Here is a 17,411-nt window from a genome sequence, read left to right as displayed (position 1 = left end):
ATGCCCATGGCTACCACTGACCTGAAGCAGATCGCGCCCGGCGTCTTCGCCTGGCAGCCCGGCCACGACGCGACCTGGGGCCTGGCCAACTGCGGTCTCGTCGTCTCCGGGGGCCAGGCCCTCGTCATCGACACGCCCTACACGCCCGCCCTGACCGACGTCTTCCTCGCCGCGGCCCGCACGGCTGCGGGCCCCGGCGTCCCGCTGGACCGGGTCGCCGTCACCCACGCCAACGGTGACCACACCTGGGGTCTTCAGCAGCTTCCCGGCGCCGAGGTCTTCGCCACCCACGCCGCACTTGCGCACCAGTGCCTGGAGCCGAAGCCGCAGCAGCTGCAGGCCCTCATCCACGACACCGACCCAGGTCAGCCCCTCGGCTGGTATTTCCGGGAGCACTTCGGCAAGTTCGACTTCGCGGGCATACAGGTTCTCCCGCCGACCGCGACGTTCACCGGACGCCATGACCTCGCAGTCGGCGACATCCCCGCGGAGCTGCACGAGGTCGGCCCGGCCCACACCGTCGGCGACCTCATCGTCCATCTGCCGGAGCAGCGCGTGGTCTTCGCCGGCGACATCGTCTTCGCGGGAGACCATCCCTCCCACTGGGCCGGCCCCCTGGATCGCGTCGCTGCCGCCTGCCTGCGGATCCTGGACCTCGACCCCGAATGGATCGTCCCCGGCCACGGACCGCTGATGACCCCCGACGACCTGCGGACCTACGTCGCCTACCTCGACGACCTCTCGGACCAGGCGTACGTGATGCACGGCCAGGGCCGGACCGCCATCGAGGCGGCCCGCATCCTGATCAAGGAAGACCGCTACCCCGGCCTCGGCCTTCCCGAGCGGCTCGCGATCACCCTCAGCACGGAATACCGCCACCTCGAGCAGGACACCGCCGCGCCGAACCTGCTGGAGCTGATGGACCACGCGGCACTCATCGCCTGGGACCGCTCCTCGGCCGGCCCGCTCGCGCCCTGACCTCTGCTCCGGCGGCTGCACCTCACCCATTCCGGCTGGTGAAACAGCGCGCCCCACTCCGTTCCGATCATTGAAATATGAACCGCTTGCGCAGCGCAGGGGCTTGACCCGCGCTCCCCAGGGGCGGTCAACTACCGACGTCGGCGCGCCGTGCACGCACGGGGGAGCGCCCACCCAGGCACCGAGGGCCCTCCCACGCCCGTTGACGTGCGCGGTCGAGCAGCACGCTGTTGCTGGACTCGATTCCGGATGCCGCCGCCGGCCCCCCGGTGGCGGCATCCGCTCGAAGCCGCCCCGCACCAGGGAGAGTTCATGAGCCCCGCCCCCATTGTCTTGCAGATCCCCGTCGCCGTTCCGGAGTTTCTCGCCCCCCGCATCAAGGACCTCCGCCAGACCCTCCGCGCCGGCCGGCGCGAGGAGGCCCTGACGGCCGCTCGGACCATCAGCGAGGAACTCGCCGAGAGCCACGGCTCCCTGCACAACTACACCCTCCACGCCCTCGAACTCGTGGCCTTCTGCGCCCAGCTTGCCGAGCAGCCCGCCATGGCCACCGAGGTCTCGGTGCACACCGCCGCGTCCTGGCAGCAGGTTCTGGATGCCAGCCACGGCCAGATCCGCCGGCAGGCCCGCAACGCCGCCGCCTCCTGGCTCACCGTCACCAACGCGCCCGACGCCGTCAGGACCGGAAGGGTCCTCCTGGCGCTGCTGCAATCCGTCTACGGCAAGGACCACCCCTCCACACCCTTCGTGGAACGTCGACTTAACGCCATCACCGGCGCCGACCAGGAGGCCGCCCGGAACGCCTTGCGCGCGTCGGGACCGGCCCTGCTGATCAAGCCCTGAAGCCCTGGCCACAGCCTTTTCAAAATGCCCGCGCCAGAGGCATATACCGGAAGTGCGGCTACCGGAAAAAACCGGGCCTGGCTGCTTCTGATCTTTCTGGCCAGAATCAAGGTCGGACTGATCGCGTTGTGGGAGACGCCCAGTCCCAGATCGCGAGGGGGACAGTCGCGTTGAACCAGACCACTGCCGGCTCCACGACCAGGACCGCCGACACCACGGCAGATGCCGGCCGACCGGCCTCGACTGCCGTGCTCCTCGGCGTGTCCAGGAGCCCGCGGGCGCCCCGGTATCCGCAGGGCGCCGTCGGCATGACGGCAGGCGCCCGGTGTTCGGCGCCGCCCCGCTCTCTCGTACCGCCGGCCCAAGTCACCCCCGGCTCTGGCCGTGCCGTCGTCTGAGGCCACGCCTCCGTTTCCTACGATCAGCCGTCACCACTACTCACAAGGGGGATACGTCAGTGTCGATCTCAAGCGCCGCTCCGGGCACCAACCGCTGGCTGCGTCGAACGGTGGTCGCGGCCACGGCTACGGTCCTGACCCTCTCGGTCGCCGGCTGCGGAGGCGGCAGCGAGAAGAAGCCCGCTGCCTCCCCCACCCCGAGCGCGACGCCGAGCGCCGACCCGCAGGCGAAGGCCAAGGCAGAGGTCCTGGCGGTCTACCGCAGCTATTGGGACGCACAGGTCAAGGCGTACGCGAAGGCCAGCACCGTCGACACGGGGCTGGATAAGTACGCCTTCGACAAGGCGCTGGGCAAGGCCGAGTCCGAGCTCGTCGCGCTCAAGCTGAACGGCAACGTGATCAAGGGCGAGCCGAAGCTCTCTCCGGAGGTCACCGCGGTCAGCCTGGACGAGTCGCCGAAGAAGGCGACCATCACCGACTGCGTCGACGTGACGAACTGGAAGCTGGTCAAGGAGAAGACCGGCGAAGAGGTGAAGCTGCCCAAGGAGCGGCTCACCCGGTTCGTCACCACCATCTCCGCCCGGACCGTCGGCGACAAGTGGATGATCGTCGAGACGCAGCAGCAGGACCGCACATGCTGACCCGCAAGGCCGCGGCCGTCATATCCGCGCTCGCCGGCATCGTCTACCTGCTCCTTCCCTCTCAGGCATGGGCCGACGGCGGGGGCGGCACGGACGTCGGCAACTGCAACAGCACCTGGATCTGCACCGGAGTCGAGATTCCCGGGCATCCCGGTGGCGGCGGTGGCGGCGGGGGCGGAGGCGGCGGAGGCGGAGGCGGAGGCGGCAAGGGCGACGGCAAGTCCTGCCAGACCGGCGCCGAGACCGTCCCGGGAACCGAGGGCTGGCCGTGCACCATCCCCGGCGTCGGCACCTGGGTCGATTACTACAGCTGCTACATCCGCAAGCTCGACCCCCAGCCGCCGAAGTCCGACCCAATCTGGGACGGTCACACGACCGGCGCGATCTACGCCTTCGCGTGCATGGCGCAGATCCACGCACGCCCCACCCCGACCGACGGCTTCGCGCGCTGGTCCGAAACGGACCCGCTCGGGCAGACCGGCCCAACCGCAGCCGAACTGGCACAGCGTGCCCTGAGCATGATGCGCCTGGACGGTGCCAAGATCGGCAGCGCGCCCCCGGCCGGATCCAAGGGCCTTGTGGGCATGCCGGTGTGGTTGTGGACCGCGGAGACGCCCAACACCTGGGGCCCGCAGTCGACAACCGCGGCTGCCGGCGGACTGTCGGTGACGGCGACCGCCCACGTCAAGTCCATCACCTGGTCGATGGGGGACGGCTCGTCCGTGACCTGCACGAAGCCCGGTACACCGTATGAGCAGTCGTTCGGGAAGAAGGAGTCCCCGGACTGCGGCCACACCTACTCCAAGGTGCCCGACGGCGGCTCCTACAAGATCACCGCGACGAGCACCTGGGTGATCGACTGGACCGCCAGCAACGGTGAGACGGGCACGCTGCCGAACGAGACCCGCAACGCCGGTACCGCGATCAATATCGGCGAGCTCCAGGTCGTCAACTAACAAGGAATCACAGCAACCATGGCGACGACGTTCGCGAACAAGAAGTCGGCCGGCCAGCCCGCGGCGACCCCCGCCGGGCCGGTCCCCATCACCCAGGACGCCCCTCGGCGCCGGCGCCGCCCGGTCGTCGTGGGTGCCGGCCTGGCACTGGCGGCAGTCGGCGCGCTCGTCGCCGTGTGGCAGGTCGACGAGGCCGGGAACCGAACCCCGGTCATCGCCCTGGCGCACGATGTCAAGGCGGGCGAGACGGTGAAGAAGAGCGATCTCGTCGTTGCCGAGGTCGCTCCCGACCCTGCGCTTGCGCCTGTCCCGGTCAGCCGCAGCGGCGACATCGTCGGCAAGACCGCGGCCGCCGACCTGCCCAAGGGCACGCTCATCACCGATTCCTCCGTACGCGAGGGCAGCCCGGTCGCCCAGGGCCGGGACACCGTGGGCATCCTGGCCAAGCCGGGCCAGCTCCCGGCTCAGCAACTGCGCACCGGCAACACGGTCGCGCTCGTCCACACCCCGCAGGACGACGCCGACGCGGCGAAGTCATCGTCCACGCAGAAGACAGCGGACAGCATCAGCGCGGTCGTGGTCGGTGTCTCGTCCCCGGACGCGAACGGCGCCGTCGTCGTCGACGTGGCCGTGGCGGGCACCGACAGCGCGCCCCTGGCCACCTGGACCGCACGGGGCGCGGTGACCATCGTGCTGAAGGCGGGCAGCTGATGGCCGTCATCGCGCTGGTCTCGGGCAAGTCCAGCGGCGTCACGTGCTCGGCGCTCGCCCTCACCCTCGCCTCGCCGAAGCCGTCCCTGCTGGTGGAGGCCGACCCCGCCGGCGGCACGATCCGGGCCGGCTTCCTGGGCGGGGAAGGCAGCGCGGTCATGGGCCTGCACCGCCTGGCGGCCGCGGACCGGCAGGGCACCCTCGCCCGTGAGTTCGACAAACACTTCGTGAGCCTGGACCGCGACAACACTGGGCAGCGGCTTCTCCTGCCGGGTCTGACCGACCCGACGCAGGCTGCCTCGCTCAGCCGTACCTGGGAGCCGATCTCCCGGCTGCTGAACGTCATGGACCAGACCGGCCACGACGTGATCATCGACGCCGGCCGCATCCTGACCGAGTCCGAGACTCGGCTGTCCACGACCCGCTACCCGACGCCCCTGCTGCACCGCGCCGACGCCGTGCTCATGGTGGTGCGCACCACCCAGGCCTCCATCGCGGCGGCAGCGCCCGCGGTGCGGGTCCTGAAGGAGGACCTGGCGCACCACGGGACGGGCTCCGACGCGCTCGGGCTGCTGCTGATCGAGGAGGGCTCCTTCAACTCCAGCCAGGTCCAGCAGCACCTCCAGGCCCCGGTCGTCGGCATGCTCGCGTGGGATCCGGACAGTGCCGACGTCCTCACCCACGGCGCGTACAAGAAGATGCCGCGGAATCTGCTGCGCTCCGCGCGCACGGCCCACCAGACGATCAACGAACTGGTGACCAAGCGCCGTGTGCAGCTGCAGCCGGCCGGCATGCCGGCGATCACCGGGAGGGCATCATGACCGACACGAGGCCGGAGACCCCGGCCCCCGACTACCGGACCCTGTTCGCCCAGGCCCTCGACGACAGTCCCTCGCCGGGCGCACCGGTCCTGCGGCCGGTGCCCGCTCAGGTCTCCCCGACCCGTCTGCCCGACAGTGTCCTTCGGGCCTCCGACACCTCGGCCCCTGCGGCGCTCCCGGTCGGGCACGAGGTGATCGCCGAGCTGCGGTCCCAGGCCAGCATGAGGATCGGCGAGGCCGCGGGCGCGGATGCGTCCATGACGGAGCAGGACCGCCGCCAGCGCGGCCAGTCGATCATCATGCAGGTCGTCTCGGAATGGGCGACCAAGTACGCCGCCAGCGGCGCCGACCTGACGCCGCAGCAGGAGCGGACGGTGCGCGAGGCCGTCTTCGACGAGCTTTTCCGCGCCGGCCGTCTCCAGCCGCTCCTGGACGACCCCAACGTCGAGAACATCATCATCTACGGGGACAAGGTGCGCGTCGACTACGCCGACCGCCCGACCCGCTCGTGGGACCCGATCGCGAAAACGGACCGGGACCTGATCAACCTGATCAACCACCTCGCACGCATGCAGGGGCAGGGCGAGCGGGCGCTGACGCCTGCCACGCCGAACCTGAACCTCCGGCTGGCCGACGGATCCCGCCTCGCCGCCTCGGCGTACATCACGCCGCGGCCGAGCATCGTCATCCGCCGCCACCGCACCCGCGGCCAGGGCCTGGACGACATGGTGCGCTGGGGCACGATCGACTCCTCCCTCGCCCACTTCCTGCGCGCCGCGGTCAGGGGCCGCAAGAACGTCATCGTGGTCGGCTCCCAGGGCGTAGGCAAAACGTCTCTGCTGCGGGCCATGGCCCGCGAAATCCCGCGCAATGAGCGTGTGGGAACCCTGGAGTCGGAGTACGAACTCCACCTCCACGAGGACCCCGAGGGTCCGGAGGTCGTCGCCTACGAGGGACGCGAGTCCAACGGTGAGCGCGGCGCGGACGGCAAGCTCCAGGGCGAACTGAGTCTCAGCGACCTGTTCCCGCAGCTGCTGCGTATGTCGCTGCGGCGCGTGATCGTCGGTGAGGTCCGCTCCAAGGAAGTCGTGCCGATGCTGCACGCAATGAACGAAGGCGAAGGCGGGTCGATGGCGACCCTGCACGCCCGGAGCCCTCAGCTGTCGATCGAGCGTCTGGCCACCCTGTGTCTGGAGGCCGGAATCGGCATGACCGAGGCCCTGGCGTACCGGCTGATCGCCCAGGCTGTCGACTTCGTCGTCTACGTGCGTCTGGTCGACGAAAGCGAACTCGTCGCCCCGAGCGGCAAGCCCGGGCGCAAGCACCGCTTCGTCAGCCACGTCATGGAGGTCACGGGTATCGGCGAGGGCGGGCGTCCGTCGTACCAGATGGTGTTCGCCCCGCGCGAGCAGGACGGCCGCCGTGAGCCGCGGGCCGTTCCGCACGGGAACATCTCCCAGACCTGCCTGGAAGACCTGGTGCGCGCCGGCTTCGACCGGCGGGTTCTGCAGAACCCGTGGGGCAGCTGGGGCGCGCCGCTGGAGACGGTGATGCCGCTGTGACGCTCACCATCAGCTCCCTGCTCGCAGCGCTCGCGGGTCTCGCGGCGGTCGGCGGTCTCGTCGTGGCTGTGACCGGCGGCATCGGCTGGGCACCCTCGACGACTGTGCGGCGCCGGAGTCGCCTGGAGCGTCAGGTACGCAGTCTCTTCGTGAAGGACGCCCGTACCCCGACCTCGTGGTGGGCCCGTGGCCAGACCCGGCTGGCGGGCGCCGCTGTGGCGGGCCTCGGGGTGTGGCTGTTCACCGGCTGGCTGATGGGAGGCCTGGTCACTGTCGCCGTGGTGATCGGCCTGCCGTGGCTGCTGAACACCTCCGGCTCCGGCAAGTCGCAGATCGACAAGCTGGAGGCGATCGAGGAGTGGGTGCGGCGCATGTCCGACATCCACACCGTCGGTGTCAGCCTGGAGGCAACCATCCAGCGCAGTCTGGAGACGGTGCCGAAGGCCATCCGCGAGGAGGTGCGTCTGCTCGTCTCGCGCCAGCAGGCCGGCTGGGTGCCGCAGGCCGCATACCGCGCGTTCGCCGACGAGCTGAACGACGCCATGGTCGACGAGGTCGCCGCGCTGCTGATCCTGCATGTCGAGGACCGCGGCAGTGGCCTGAGCAAGGCGCTGCGCGAGCTCGCCGAGGCCCTCCAGCACGAGGTCCTCTCCCGACGCGAGGTCGAAGCCGACCGGCAAAAGCCCCGCACCAACGATCGCTGGGTGACCATCTTCTGCTTGGGGATTTTCGGCATCACCGCGTTCTCCGGCACCTACGTCGAGCCGTACAACACCGTGACCGGGCACCTCGTCCTGGCCTTCGTCGCCGTCGCATTCGTCCTGGTCAAAATCTGGATGCGCCGAATGGCGGCCCTCGAGCCCGCTCCACGGTTCCTGTCATCCGCCGACCGCTCCGGCGGCCAGATCACGGAGGACGCATCGTGATCCTCTCCCCCTACGCCGTCATCGGCGGCGCCGTCGCCGGCCTCGGTGTGGTCATCGCCGCCCGCGGCCTCCTGCCCGGGCGGCCCGACCTCGGCGACGTCCTGTCCCGGATGGACGCCACCCGGCTCGAGAACCTCGAACGCAACCTCGATAGCCAACCCACCTCCCTGATGGAGAGGGCCGGTGTCTTCCTGCTGCGCACGGTCGGGGAAGGCACCTTGCGGCTGCCCCGCCAGCAGCTGGAACTCGTAGGCCGCTCCCCGGCCGCGCACCTGGGCCGCAAGCTCGGCCTCGCCCTGTACGGGCTGCTGTTGCCCGTGCTGGCGGTGAGCCTGGCGAACCTGGCCGGCTACCCCTTCCCGGTGGCCATCCCTGCAATGGCAGGCCTGGGCCTCGCGGTCGTCTTCTGGCTCCTCCCGGACCTCCAGCTCAAGCAACAGGCCGTGGAGGCCAAGGAGGACTTCCGGTACGCCGTGAAGGCCTACCTGCGCCTCGTGCAACTCGAACGCGCCGCGGACGCCGCCCCTACCCAGGCCCTGAAGCGGGCTGCGGAGGTCGGCGAGGGCTGGGTGTTCGCGAAAATCCGCGACACCATCACCCGCGCCGAACTCGAAGGCATCAGTCCGTGGGAGGGCCTCAAGCGGCTCTCGCTCGAACTCGACGTCCCCGAACTCGGTGCGCCGGCCGACATCATCGCCATCGCCGGCGAGGAGGGCGCAGCCGTCGGCGACACCCTCGGCGCGCAGGCCAAGTCCCTCTCTGGCGCCCTGGTCACCTCCGCGAAGGCCCAGGCCAACATGGCCAGCGAAAAAATGGTTATGCCCGTCGCGATGCTCGTCCTGATCATGACCGTCTACATCGGCTATCCCGCGATCGCGCGGATCATGGCCAGCTAACTCCCGCAAGAGACAAGGAATCCACGATGGGAACCGACCCCAACTTCACCTTCCTGAAGGCCTACTTCGCCACCCGGATCGAGCGGCTGCGCAACGTCCGCGAGGACCGCGGAGCCATCTCCATCGAGACGATGATGATCGTCGCTGGACTCGTCGTCGTCGCCGCGATAGCGGCGGGCGTCATCCTCACCAAGGTCAACGAGAAGGCGAAAGAGATCAAGTGATCCGCGTTCGCCGGGCTGTTGGCCGCCGGTCCCGCGCACTCGCCGAACGCGATGCGCGGGACCGCGGAGCCATGTCCCTGGAGATGCTCATCGTCTTCCCTGTCGTGCTGCTGATCATCCTGCTGGTCGTGCACGTCGGACTGTGGTGGCACGCCAAGAACGTGGCGATGTCCGCCGCCCAGCTGGGAGTGGAATCGGCCCGCGTGCGCGGTGCGTCCGCAGGTACGGGCACCGCGGAGGCCCGCGAGTTCCTCTCCAGGGCCGGCGGCAGTATGTCCGGTACATCGGTGAGCGGGAGCAAGGGGGCGACGGTGACGATCCGGGTCACCGGTTACGTCGACACGATGATCCCCGGCCTGAAGCTGCGGATCGACCAGCATGCCGACGCGGCCGCCGAGCGGATCACGGAGGCCCGGTGACTCTCGTCGAACGACTCAGGGACGACCGCGGCGCACTGTCGCTGGAAGCGGTCATCCTCTTCCCCGTCCTCATTCTGGTGCTGCTGCTGGTCGTCGCGTTCGGCCGGATCGGGTCCGCCGACAACGCCGTCGACACCGCCGCCCGCAATGCGGCGCGCGCCGCGTCGCTGGAACGCAGTGGCGGATCCGCCAGCACCGCCGGACAGGAGATGGCGCGCAGTGTGCTGAACCAGCAGGGGCTTCAGTGCACCAGCACCTCGATCTCCGTGTCCACCGGCGGGTTCTCCGCACGGATCGGTGAGCCGGCCTCGACCACCGCCACGGTGACGTGCACGGTGCGGCTCTCCGATATCGGACTGCCCGGACTGCCCGGCTCGAAGACTTTGACCAGCAGCTTTACCTCGTCAATCGACTCCTACCGCCAGCGCGGCTGACAGGACCACCGCATGACACCCGCCCGCTTCGCTCTCGGCCCGCGGATCCGTCGCGCCCTGCGCAACGACCGCGGCTCGATGAGCGTGTTCGTCCTCGTCACCGTCGTGGCGCTGTTCGCTGTGGCCGCGCTCGTCTACGACGGCGCCGGCAGGCTGCGAGCCCTCACCCACGCTGAGGGCGTCGCGCAGGAGGCCGCACGGGCCGGCGGCCAGGCCGTCGACGCGGGCAAGGCGATCTCCGGTGGCGGCGTCACCGTCGACCGCAACGCGGCCGTCGCCGCGGCACGGACCTACCTCAGCCGCGAGAACGTCAGCGGCTCGGTGAGCGTGAGCGAGGACGGCGGGTCCTTGGAGGTAACCGTGACCGAGTCCTACCACGCCGTGTTTCTTGGCGGCGCCAGCGGATCGGTGACCGGCCACGGCAGTGCCAACCTCGTCTACCGGGGGTGACGATCATGAGGAATCGCAGTACCGCAGCGACCATCGCCCGAGCCTTCCTCGCGCTGCTGGTCCTGGTCGCCATCCTGGTGGGCGTGCCCGCCGTGCTTCTGGGGATCGGCGTCCTGCCCGACCATGTCCCCGGCCTCGACGAGGTCACCACCGCCCTCACCAGCCCCGACTCCGGCCAGCTGTTCCTGGGCGCCGTCACCCTCATCGGCTGGTACGGCTACCTCACGTTCCTGCTCTCGGTCGTCCTGGAGACAGGCGCCGCGCTGCGCCACGTCCGGGCTCCCCGGATCCGCATGCTCGGCGGTTCCCAGCAGCTCGCCGGCGCCCTCGTCGGCGGCATCCTCGTCCTGCTGCCCGCGGGCACCGCGATGGCCACACCTGCCAGCGCCGCGCCCGCGACCGTGGCCACGGCCGCCGTGACCGCCGACGCGCACGCCACGGCAGCCACCACGGCCAAGACCTCGGCCGCCGCCACCTGGAACGGCCCCGTCCACCACGTCCAGGACGGCGACACCCTGTGGGACATCGCCGAGAAGCGCCTGGGTGACGGGATCGAGTGGCATCGGATCGTCGAGGCCAACGAGGGCGTACGCCAGGCAGACGGCTCGCTCGTCACCGCCGACACCACCGTCCTGCAGCCCGGCTGGACCCTGCGCCTTCCTGCCGACGCCGCACCCGCCGCCGATCACGGCGGAGTCCGTCCGCAGACTGCCGGCTCCAAGGCCGCGGCCGAGACCCACACCGTCCGCGCGGGCGAAACGCTGACCGGCATCGCCGAGGACGAGCTCGGCGACGCCGACGACTATCCCCGGATCGTCGAAGCGAACAAGGGTGTGAGGCAGGCCGATGGGCGCGCCCTCGGCGACCCCGACGAGATCTACCCCGGCTGGAAACTGCAGATCCCCGCCGCGGCCGGCAGCGACCAAAGCGACTCAAAGCCGCACGAGGCCCAGCCGCCGCACGAGCAGCCCACCGATCAGGGCAAAGACCAGGGCAAGGTCGAAGACCGCCCCGGATCTGACCAGACGCAGCCGCCTGTCCAGGACAAGCCGGGCCCGGGCGCCGAGAACGGGGAGAAGGGCGAGGCGGCCCAGACCCCCGGCCAGGGCACGGACAAGGACGCCCGGGACGGTGAGCAGCCGACCGCCCGGCCGGAGACCCCCACCCAGCAGCCCTCCGCGCCCGATCGCGAGCAGCACGGCACGCCCACTCAGGCGCCCCAGGCCCACGACGCCGCGGAGGCCTCCGACAGCGGTGACCAGAGCGTGCAGACGATCGCCGCGGCGGGAAGCATCCTGGCCGCGGCCGTCCTCGCGGTCGTCGCGACCCGTCGCGCGCGCCAGCAGCGCCGTCGGCGCCCCAAGCGGCGCATCCCCATGCCCTCCGGTGCCACCGCGGAATTCGAGAAGCAGCTGCGCGTCGCGTCCGACATCACCGGCACCGCGCTCGCCGACCGCGCCTTGCGCACCCTGGCTGCCAACTGCCGCCAGGCCGGCCGGCCCCTGCCGGAAGTCGAGGCGATGCGCATCACCGCGCGCGGAGTCGAGCTCCACCTGGCCGCCGCCACCCCGCCGCTGGAACCGTTCTCCGAGCACGAGGACAACCCGACCGTGTGGTCGTGCCCCACCCGGGGCGCGAACCTCCTCGACGAAGACGAGGCCGCCGACATCACCGCGCCCTACCCGGCCCTGGTGAGCCTCGGCGAGACCGAGGACGGCGACGCGGTCCTGGTCAACCTGGAGAGCATCGGCCTGCTGCGCCTGGCAGGCAGCCCGGCCGACGTCCGCGCGGTCATGCTCGCCCTCGCCGTGGAACTCGCGTCCTCCAAGCTGGCGCCCGACACGCAGATCGTCCTCGCCGGCGCCGGCAGCGACCTGCACCACCTCTACCCCGACCAGATCGAGCACCACGCAGACCTCGCCCCGGCCGCCACCGAACTCCAGGCGCACGATGCCTTCCAGCGCCAGGCGCTCACCGACGGCGGCCACGACCACCTGCGGGCCGCCCGGCTCGGCGAGGACGGCGGCGACATCTGGATCCCCCGCATCCTCATCGCCACCGCCCCGCCCACCGGGCCGGCGGTCGCCGACCTTGAGGACCTCCTCGCCTCCCGGCCCCGCACCTCGGTCGCGGTCGTCACCGCCGCGGGCGGCGAACTCGACCTGCCCGGCGCCTGGACGCTGCCCGCCCAGCCCGGCACCACCGTCGAACTGCCCGACCTGGACCTCGCGGTCAGGCTCCAGCACCTGGACGACGACTCCTACGGTCGGCTCGTCCAGCTGATTGCGACCTCCAGCCGCACCGACGACGTCCCCCCGCCGGCGTGGACGGGGCACACCGGGTCGGCCGACACCAACGGCCCCCGCCCCACCGTTCCGCTCGGCGAGGACTCCGCGCTCGCGCCGGAGACCACCGCCGCCCCTGCAGTGACCACCACGGTCGCCACACAGGGCAGCGGCCTGGCAACCGCTCTGCCGGCCTTCACCGCCTTCTCCCCCGCCCTGATCGACGACGACGCCCAGAGCGGAAGCGGCGACAGCTGGGAGGAAGAGGAGGACGGCAGCGCCCTGTCCCCCGCAGTCGCGGGCTCCTCCGCCCCCGACGAGCAGTCCGACGAGGACACCGTCAGCAACGCCGCCGGTGAGCCCACCGGCTGGGAGGAAGGCGAGCCTGCTGAGGACGGCGACCCCGAGGCGGCGTCCGCGCTGGGTGCCGAGGTGTGGGACACCGCCGAGCCGGAGCAGGACTTCGACAAGGTCCTCGACGAAGTACTCGGCGAGCAGGAGGACGACTCCCCGGCGCCGCCCGACGCGGAGGAAGCCGACTCCGGACTGTCCGCCGCCGCGCTCGGCGACGACCCGGACGAGGAGGAGCCGCAGGAAGCGGACTCAGCCCTGGCCGACGACGACGAGGACGAGGACCACTCCGGCTCAGCCCTGGCCGGCGACGAGGACGAGTCCGGCCTGACCGCGGCCGCGCTCAGCGAGACCACGGCAGCCGTGACAGCGACCGAAGCACGGATCATTCCCCGTCCCAGCGCCGCGACCTCCACCGTCCTGGCCGCGCTGGCCACCCCGTCGGCCGAGCCCGCAGGCCCCCAGGTCCAGGTCCTCGGTCCGGTGAAACTGGCCGGCGCGCAGGGCCGGGTGGGCAGCAACCGGCACAACCACCTTCTGGAGATCGCCGCCTGGCTCGTGCTGCACCCGGGCCTGGGCCGCCAGGACCTCGACAACGCGATCTGGCCCGGGCTGCGCAAGACCTCCAGCACCCGCAACACCGCGATCTCGCGGCTGCGTTCCTGGCTCGGCCCCAACCCCCACCTGCCCGCCGACGATCCCCGGGGCGCCTACCTTCCTGCGGTCACCGAAGGCGTCTACCGGCTCGGCCCCGCCGTCACCTCGGATTGGGACCGCTTCAAGGAGCTGTACCAGCAGGGCATGCACCACGATGGGCAGGACGCCGACGTCGCCCTTGCCCACGCCTTGGCCCTCGTACGCGGCCGCCCCTTCGCGGATGTCGACCCCTCCAAGTACTGCTGGGCGGAGGCCGATATCCAGGAGATGATCAGCGCGATCGTCGACGTCGCCCACGAGCTCGCTGAACGCCGCCGCCAGGTCCGCGACTACCGGGCGGCAGCCCAGGCCGTCACCAAGGGCATGCTCGTCGACTCCCAGAGCGAGCTGCTCTACCGGGACCTGTTCACGATCTGCCACGAGATGGGCGACCGGGAGGGCCTGGAGCGCGCCGCCGCCCAGTTGGCCCGGATCAACGCCGAGGAAGGCGTCGACTCCTCGCCCGAGACCGTGGGCCTGCTGCGCACGCTCCTCAAGGGCGAGAGGATCCAGCCCACTTTGGGGTCCGCGGCCTCATGACGCGTCTCAGATTCACCGTCCTCCGGTGTCACACCGCACCGCTCGATCACACCTGTAGAGAGCGAGGGGCCCTTTCGGCCGTCCGTCCGACGAAGGAGACCGCGCACATGAGCCGCCGCCGGCAGAACGCCGCCGTCCCGCCCGCCGGGCCCACCACCGCGGCGGGCCACACCAGGGAAGGAGGCCACCGATGACCACCATCCAGTGGGCGCTGCCCGCCGGCCTCGCCGTGGCCGGAATCGGCGCCGCGGCCACCGTCGCCATGGTGTTCGGCAACCGACGCAGAGCCGCCGAGCAGAACGCCACCGCCGAGGAGCGCACCCAGCTCGCCCTCCAGCGCCGCAACGCCTGGCAGCGCCGCCTCGCCGTGATCGCACTCGGCGTCGGCTGCCTGATGATGTTCGTCCTCGCCGGCATCGCCGCCTGGCTTTCCTTCGGGGCGCAGCGCGAGTACGCCCACGCCCATAACGGCGGCGACTGGGACGCCGCGACAGGGTTCGCGCTGCTCCTGGACGCCGGTGCCCTCAGCCTCAGCCTGATCCGCTTCTTCGAGGCCCTGACCCTGCGCTCCAGCGCGATCACGCGGATCCTGCTGCTCGGGTTCGTCTCCGCGTCGGCGGCGATGAACCTGCTCCACGCTCCCGAGGCGGGCGCCGGCTCCGCTTTCCTCGCGATGGTCCCTCCGCTGGTGTACGCGGTGCTGCTCGAGATGCTGCTCTTCAAGATCGAGCAAGTGATCATGGGACGGCAGAAGCGCCGCAAGGCCGACCGCGACCGCAACTACAGCCTGCTGCTGTGGCTGCCCTGGCCGATCGGCGCGCCGGTGAAGATGTGGAAGGCGTGGCGGGCCGAGCTCCTGGCGACCGTCGACAACGTCCGCGTGATCGGCTCCCAGCGCCCCCGCCCGTCGGCGGCTGCGCCCGCCACGGCAGAGGTGACCGTGGAGCGGGCCGAGACCGCCGCGCCCCCGGCCGTCACCACGGTGCCCATGAACGCCCTGACCGCCGGTCCCGCGCAGCCTGCCGCCCAGAAGGCCGAGGAGCTTGCGCCCACAGCGGTCGCCGCGACGGCGCCGCCGGCGGCCGCGGCAACCGAACCCGGCGCCGTACCGCAGGAACCCGCACCGGCGGCACCGGCGAGCGCGGCCCCGGCGCCCGCCGCAGTGCCTGAGCCGCGCCCGGCCCCCGAGCCGGCGGCGGCTCCTAGAGCAGCGGCGGCACCCGAACCGTTGCCTGAGCCGGTGGCCGAGCCTGAGCCGGTGGCGGAGCCTGCGGCTGAGGCCGTGCCCGAACCGGAGCCGGAGCCGGAGCCCGAGGGCATGGGTTCTGCGCCGGAATCCGGCGATCTCTCCGCGAAGCGTGCGCCCGAAGGCCAGCCGGGCGAGGCTGAGCCGGCATCGCGGGAGGGCGCGGCAGACCCTGTCGAGGCTTCCAAGGTGGGCGAGCCCGCGAAGCATGCTGACGAGGACGAGCTGCTGCCTGGTGACGAGACTGCCGACCCCGACCAGGACGAGCCGGACCCGGAGCACGACACCCCGCCGGACGAGGACGCAGAGGAGGATGCACGAGAGCGGGTGAGTATCGAGATCGACCTGTCGGTGCTGCCGCCGAACCTGTCCCAGCGGCAGCGGGCCGAGCGCATCTATGTCGCCCACCAGGCCGCGGGTGTGGCTTTGACACAAGCTGACTTGGGCAAGTGGGCCGGCTACAAGAACCCGAACTCGGGCGGCAACGAGTACCGCCGGCTGGAGAGGACGCACGGGCCCATCCTGGTCCGCGAGGGTGCCACCCACGTCGACCTGAACTGGTCCAGCCACCAGGAGCAGACTGACTCCCGTCACGCAGTGGCGGCCTGACCCCTGCGGTTACGAGCTCCCCGGCCAGTGGTCCTGGCCGGGGAGATTGCTGTGTCGGACCGTGCGGGTAACCTCAGGGCGACACCAGACCGGGGACAGAGGGGGGCGGCCGGTGAGCAGCCACTGGCATCGGGCCATCGCCGAGTTGAGCGCCCAGGGTGACGCCGCCCGAGCAGCCGCCCAGCGCGTGGACGACGCTCCGAGCACAGAGCGGACGACCGCCGTCGCGATCTCCTATGCGGCCGAGACCGACTATCTCCGCAGCGCGGGCATGCTGCTGCGTTCCCACCTGAGCGACCGGCGTCCGCCCCGGCGGCTTCCGGTCGCCCGCATCTGGCCGTACTTCCGCGATGCGTGGAAGGCCCGGACGGTGGACCGGCTCGGCGGAGTGTGGCGGGCCATTCCCCGAGACGCCGCGCTGGAGAAGATGCGCAGCGCCCCGACCGGTCCTCTCCTCACCGCGATCGTCGAGCAGGCCGAGGCCCTGCAGGCCAGCCTCCATGGCGAGCGGCAGGTGGACCGGCTGTACGAGTCGTTCATCCCCGAGCGGACGGGCCATGCAGTGGCCGAACTGGTCGGCGGTGGGGGCCGGTCAGCGCCCACGCTTCCCGGTTTCCCCGACCCGGGTCACCCGATCAACCGTGCCTTCCCCCAGGGCAGCGGAATGCGCATCCAACCCGGTCGTGAGGCTGAGTTCACCCGGTTGTCGAGCGACCGGTTCGCGGTGCACACCCGAGCCGTTGCCTTCGGCGACGCAGTCCTTGCTCTCCTCGTCGAGCACCGGGCCGCAGGTGTCGCACCGCAGCCGGGGCGGCTGCGCGGCGCCGGGCGCTGGGTGGGACGCGAGCGGCAGCTGGTGCCCGACCGGGCGAAGTGGCCGGCGAAGCTGAACGCCTACCAGGGCGTGACCCTGGCCGGACTGGGCTGGCTGGTGCTCGCATGTACGGGGTTGCCGCTGACCTTCGGGAAGGAGGCCGACCTGCTGTCCCACGCCCTGTTGCTGTTCATGGCGGCTGGCCTCATCGCCTGCACAGGCATCGGGCTCGTCATCCGGTGCGGACCGAAACTGATCAAGGGGTCCGGCTTCGGCGCAGCGGTGCCCGGCATCGCAGCGGGCCTGATCGCCCTCGTGGTGTGGCAAGGGCAGGGGCCCGTCGCGAGCTACTACTTCGCCGGCCCGTACGAACGCTACGAGCGGGAGTACGCGAACGGCTGCCTCGCGGCCTCCCCCTACCGGCACGATGCAGTCCAGGCCACGGCGGACGGCGGCGTGCTCGTCGTCACCCCCATCAGCGGAGAGACGACGCTGCGCCTGGGGCCGGCCGAGGACGGCGGCACCCACCCGCTTGGGCCGCTGGACCAGGCAACCCGCGAGGTCCTCGACCGGTACGGGTGCTGAGACCGGACCTTGCCGCGGCCCCGAGG

16 protein-coding genes are annotated in these 17,411 nt (G+C 71.2%); all 16 read left to right on the top strand.

What is annotated here, in order from left to right:
- The first annotated feature begins 6 nt into the window (after positions 1-6).
- The 16 genes from AB0M92_RS25260 to AB0M92_RS25185 all read left to right on the top strand — a co-directional run bounded on the left by AB0M92_RS25260 (position 7) and on the right by AB0M92_RS25185 (position 17,385).
- A complete protein-coding gene (locus AB0M92_RS25260; RefSeq protein ID WP_366104566.1) occupies positions 7-978 on the top strand; it encodes an MBL fold metallo-hydrolase in 972 nt (323 codons plus the stop codon).
- 312 nt (positions 979-1,290) lie between these two features.
- The gene (locus AB0M92_RS25255; RefSeq protein ID WP_366104565.1) at positions 1,291-1,821 is read left to right on the top strand and encodes a hypothetical protein; all 531 of its coding nucleotides are present in this window, start codon (positions 1,291-1,293) and stop codon (positions 1,819-1,821) included.
- 457 nt (positions 1,822-2,278) lie between these two features.
- Complete coding sequence (locus AB0M92_RS25250) at positions 2,279-2,860, top strand: hypothetical protein (protein ID WP_366104564.1); 582 nt, start codon at positions 2,279-2,281, stop codon at positions 2,858-2,860.
- Positions 2,854-3,816 carry an ATP-binding protein gene (locus tag AB0M92_RS25245; protein ID WP_366104563.1) on the top strand — a complete coding sequence of 321 codons (963 nt, stop codon included), beginning with the start codon at positions 2,854-2,856 and terminating at the stop codon, positions 3,814-3,816. The genes AB0M92_RS25250 and AB0M92_RS25245 overlap by 7 nt, the downstream gene beginning before the upstream one ends.
- A gap of 18 nt (positions 3,817-3,834) precedes the next feature.
- Positions 3,835-4,527, top strand: a complete 693-nt coding sequence (locus tag AB0M92_RS25240) for an SAF domain-containing protein (RefSeq protein WP_366104562.1) — start codon at positions 3,835-3,837, stop codon at positions 4,525-4,527.
- Positions 4,527-5,348 (top strand): hypothetical protein, encoded by an 822-nt coding sequence (locus tag AB0M92_RS25235; protein WP_366104561.1) that lies wholly within the window; start codon positions 4,527-4,529, stop codon positions 5,346-5,348. The genes AB0M92_RS25240 and AB0M92_RS25235 overlap by 1 nt, the downstream gene beginning before the upstream one ends.
- Positions 5,345-6,910, top strand: a complete 1,566-nt coding sequence (locus AB0M92_RS25230) for a CpaF/VirB11 family protein (protein WP_366104560.1) — start codon at positions 5,345-5,347, stop codon at positions 6,908-6,910. The genes AB0M92_RS25235 and AB0M92_RS25230 overlap by 4 nt, the downstream gene beginning before the upstream one ends.
- Positions 6,907-7,836, top strand: a complete 930-nt coding sequence (locus tag AB0M92_RS25225; protein WP_366104559.1) for a type II secretion system F family protein — start codon at positions 6,907-6,909, stop codon at positions 7,834-7,836. The genes AB0M92_RS25230 and AB0M92_RS25225 overlap by 4 nt, the downstream gene beginning before the upstream one ends.
- A complete protein-coding gene (locus tag AB0M92_RS25220; protein ID WP_366104558.1) occupies positions 7,833-8,732 on the top strand; it encodes a type II secretion system F family protein in 900 nt (299 codons plus the stop codon). The genes AB0M92_RS25225 and AB0M92_RS25220 overlap by 4 nt, the downstream gene beginning before the upstream one ends.
- A 26-nt stretch (positions 8,733-8,758) precedes the next feature.
- A complete protein-coding gene (locus AB0M92_RS25215; RefSeq protein WP_366104557.1) occupies positions 8,759-8,956 on the top strand; it encodes a hypothetical protein in 198 nt (65 codons plus the stop codon).
- 71 nt (positions 8,957-9,027) lie between these two features.
- A complete protein-coding gene (locus AB0M92_RS25210; RefSeq protein ID WP_366104556.1) occupies positions 9,028-9,375 on the top strand; it encodes a TadE/TadG family type IV pilus assembly protein in 348 nt (115 codons plus the stop codon).
- Positions 9,372-9,809, top strand: a complete 438-nt coding sequence (locus AB0M92_RS25205) for a TadE/TadG family type IV pilus assembly protein (protein WP_366104555.1) — start codon at positions 9,372-9,374, stop codon at positions 9,807-9,809. The genes AB0M92_RS25210 and AB0M92_RS25205 overlap by 4 nt, the downstream gene beginning before the upstream one ends.
- Positions 9,810-9,821: 12 nt before the next feature.
- On the top strand, positions 9,822-10,259 hold the full coding sequence (locus tag AB0M92_RS25200) for a hypothetical protein (RefSeq protein ID WP_366104554.1): 438 nt from the start codon (positions 9,822-9,824) through the stop codon (positions 10,257-10,259).
- Positions 10,260-10,264: 5 nt separating this feature from the next.
- Positions 10,265-14,131: a LysM peptidoglycan-binding domain-containing protein gene (locus AB0M92_RS25195; RefSeq protein ID WP_366104553.1), complete on the top strand. Its 3,867-nt coding sequence runs from the start codon at positions 10,265-10,267 to the stop codon at positions 14,129-14,131.
- Between the two features lie 190 nt (positions 14,132-14,321).
- Positions 14,322-15,986 carry a DUF2637 domain-containing protein gene (locus tag AB0M92_RS25190; protein WP_366104552.1) on the top strand — a complete coding sequence of 555 codons (1,665 nt, stop codon included), beginning with the start codon at positions 14,322-14,324 and terminating at the stop codon, positions 15,984-15,986.
- A gap of 112 nt (positions 15,987-16,098) precedes the next feature.
- On the top strand, positions 16,099-17,385 hold the full coding sequence (locus AB0M92_RS25185; RefSeq protein WP_366104551.1) for a hypothetical protein: 1,287 nt from the start codon (positions 16,099-16,101) through the stop codon (positions 17,383-17,385).
- The last annotated feature ends 26 nt before the right edge of the window (positions 17,386-17,411 follow it).

Origin of the sequence: Streptomyces sp. NPDC051582, assembly GCF_040681715.1 — a bacterium.
GTDB lineage: Bacteria > Actinomycetota > Actinomycetes > Streptomycetales > Streptomycetaceae > Streptomyces.
This window is presented reverse-complemented; position numbering and strand designations above follow the sequence as displayed.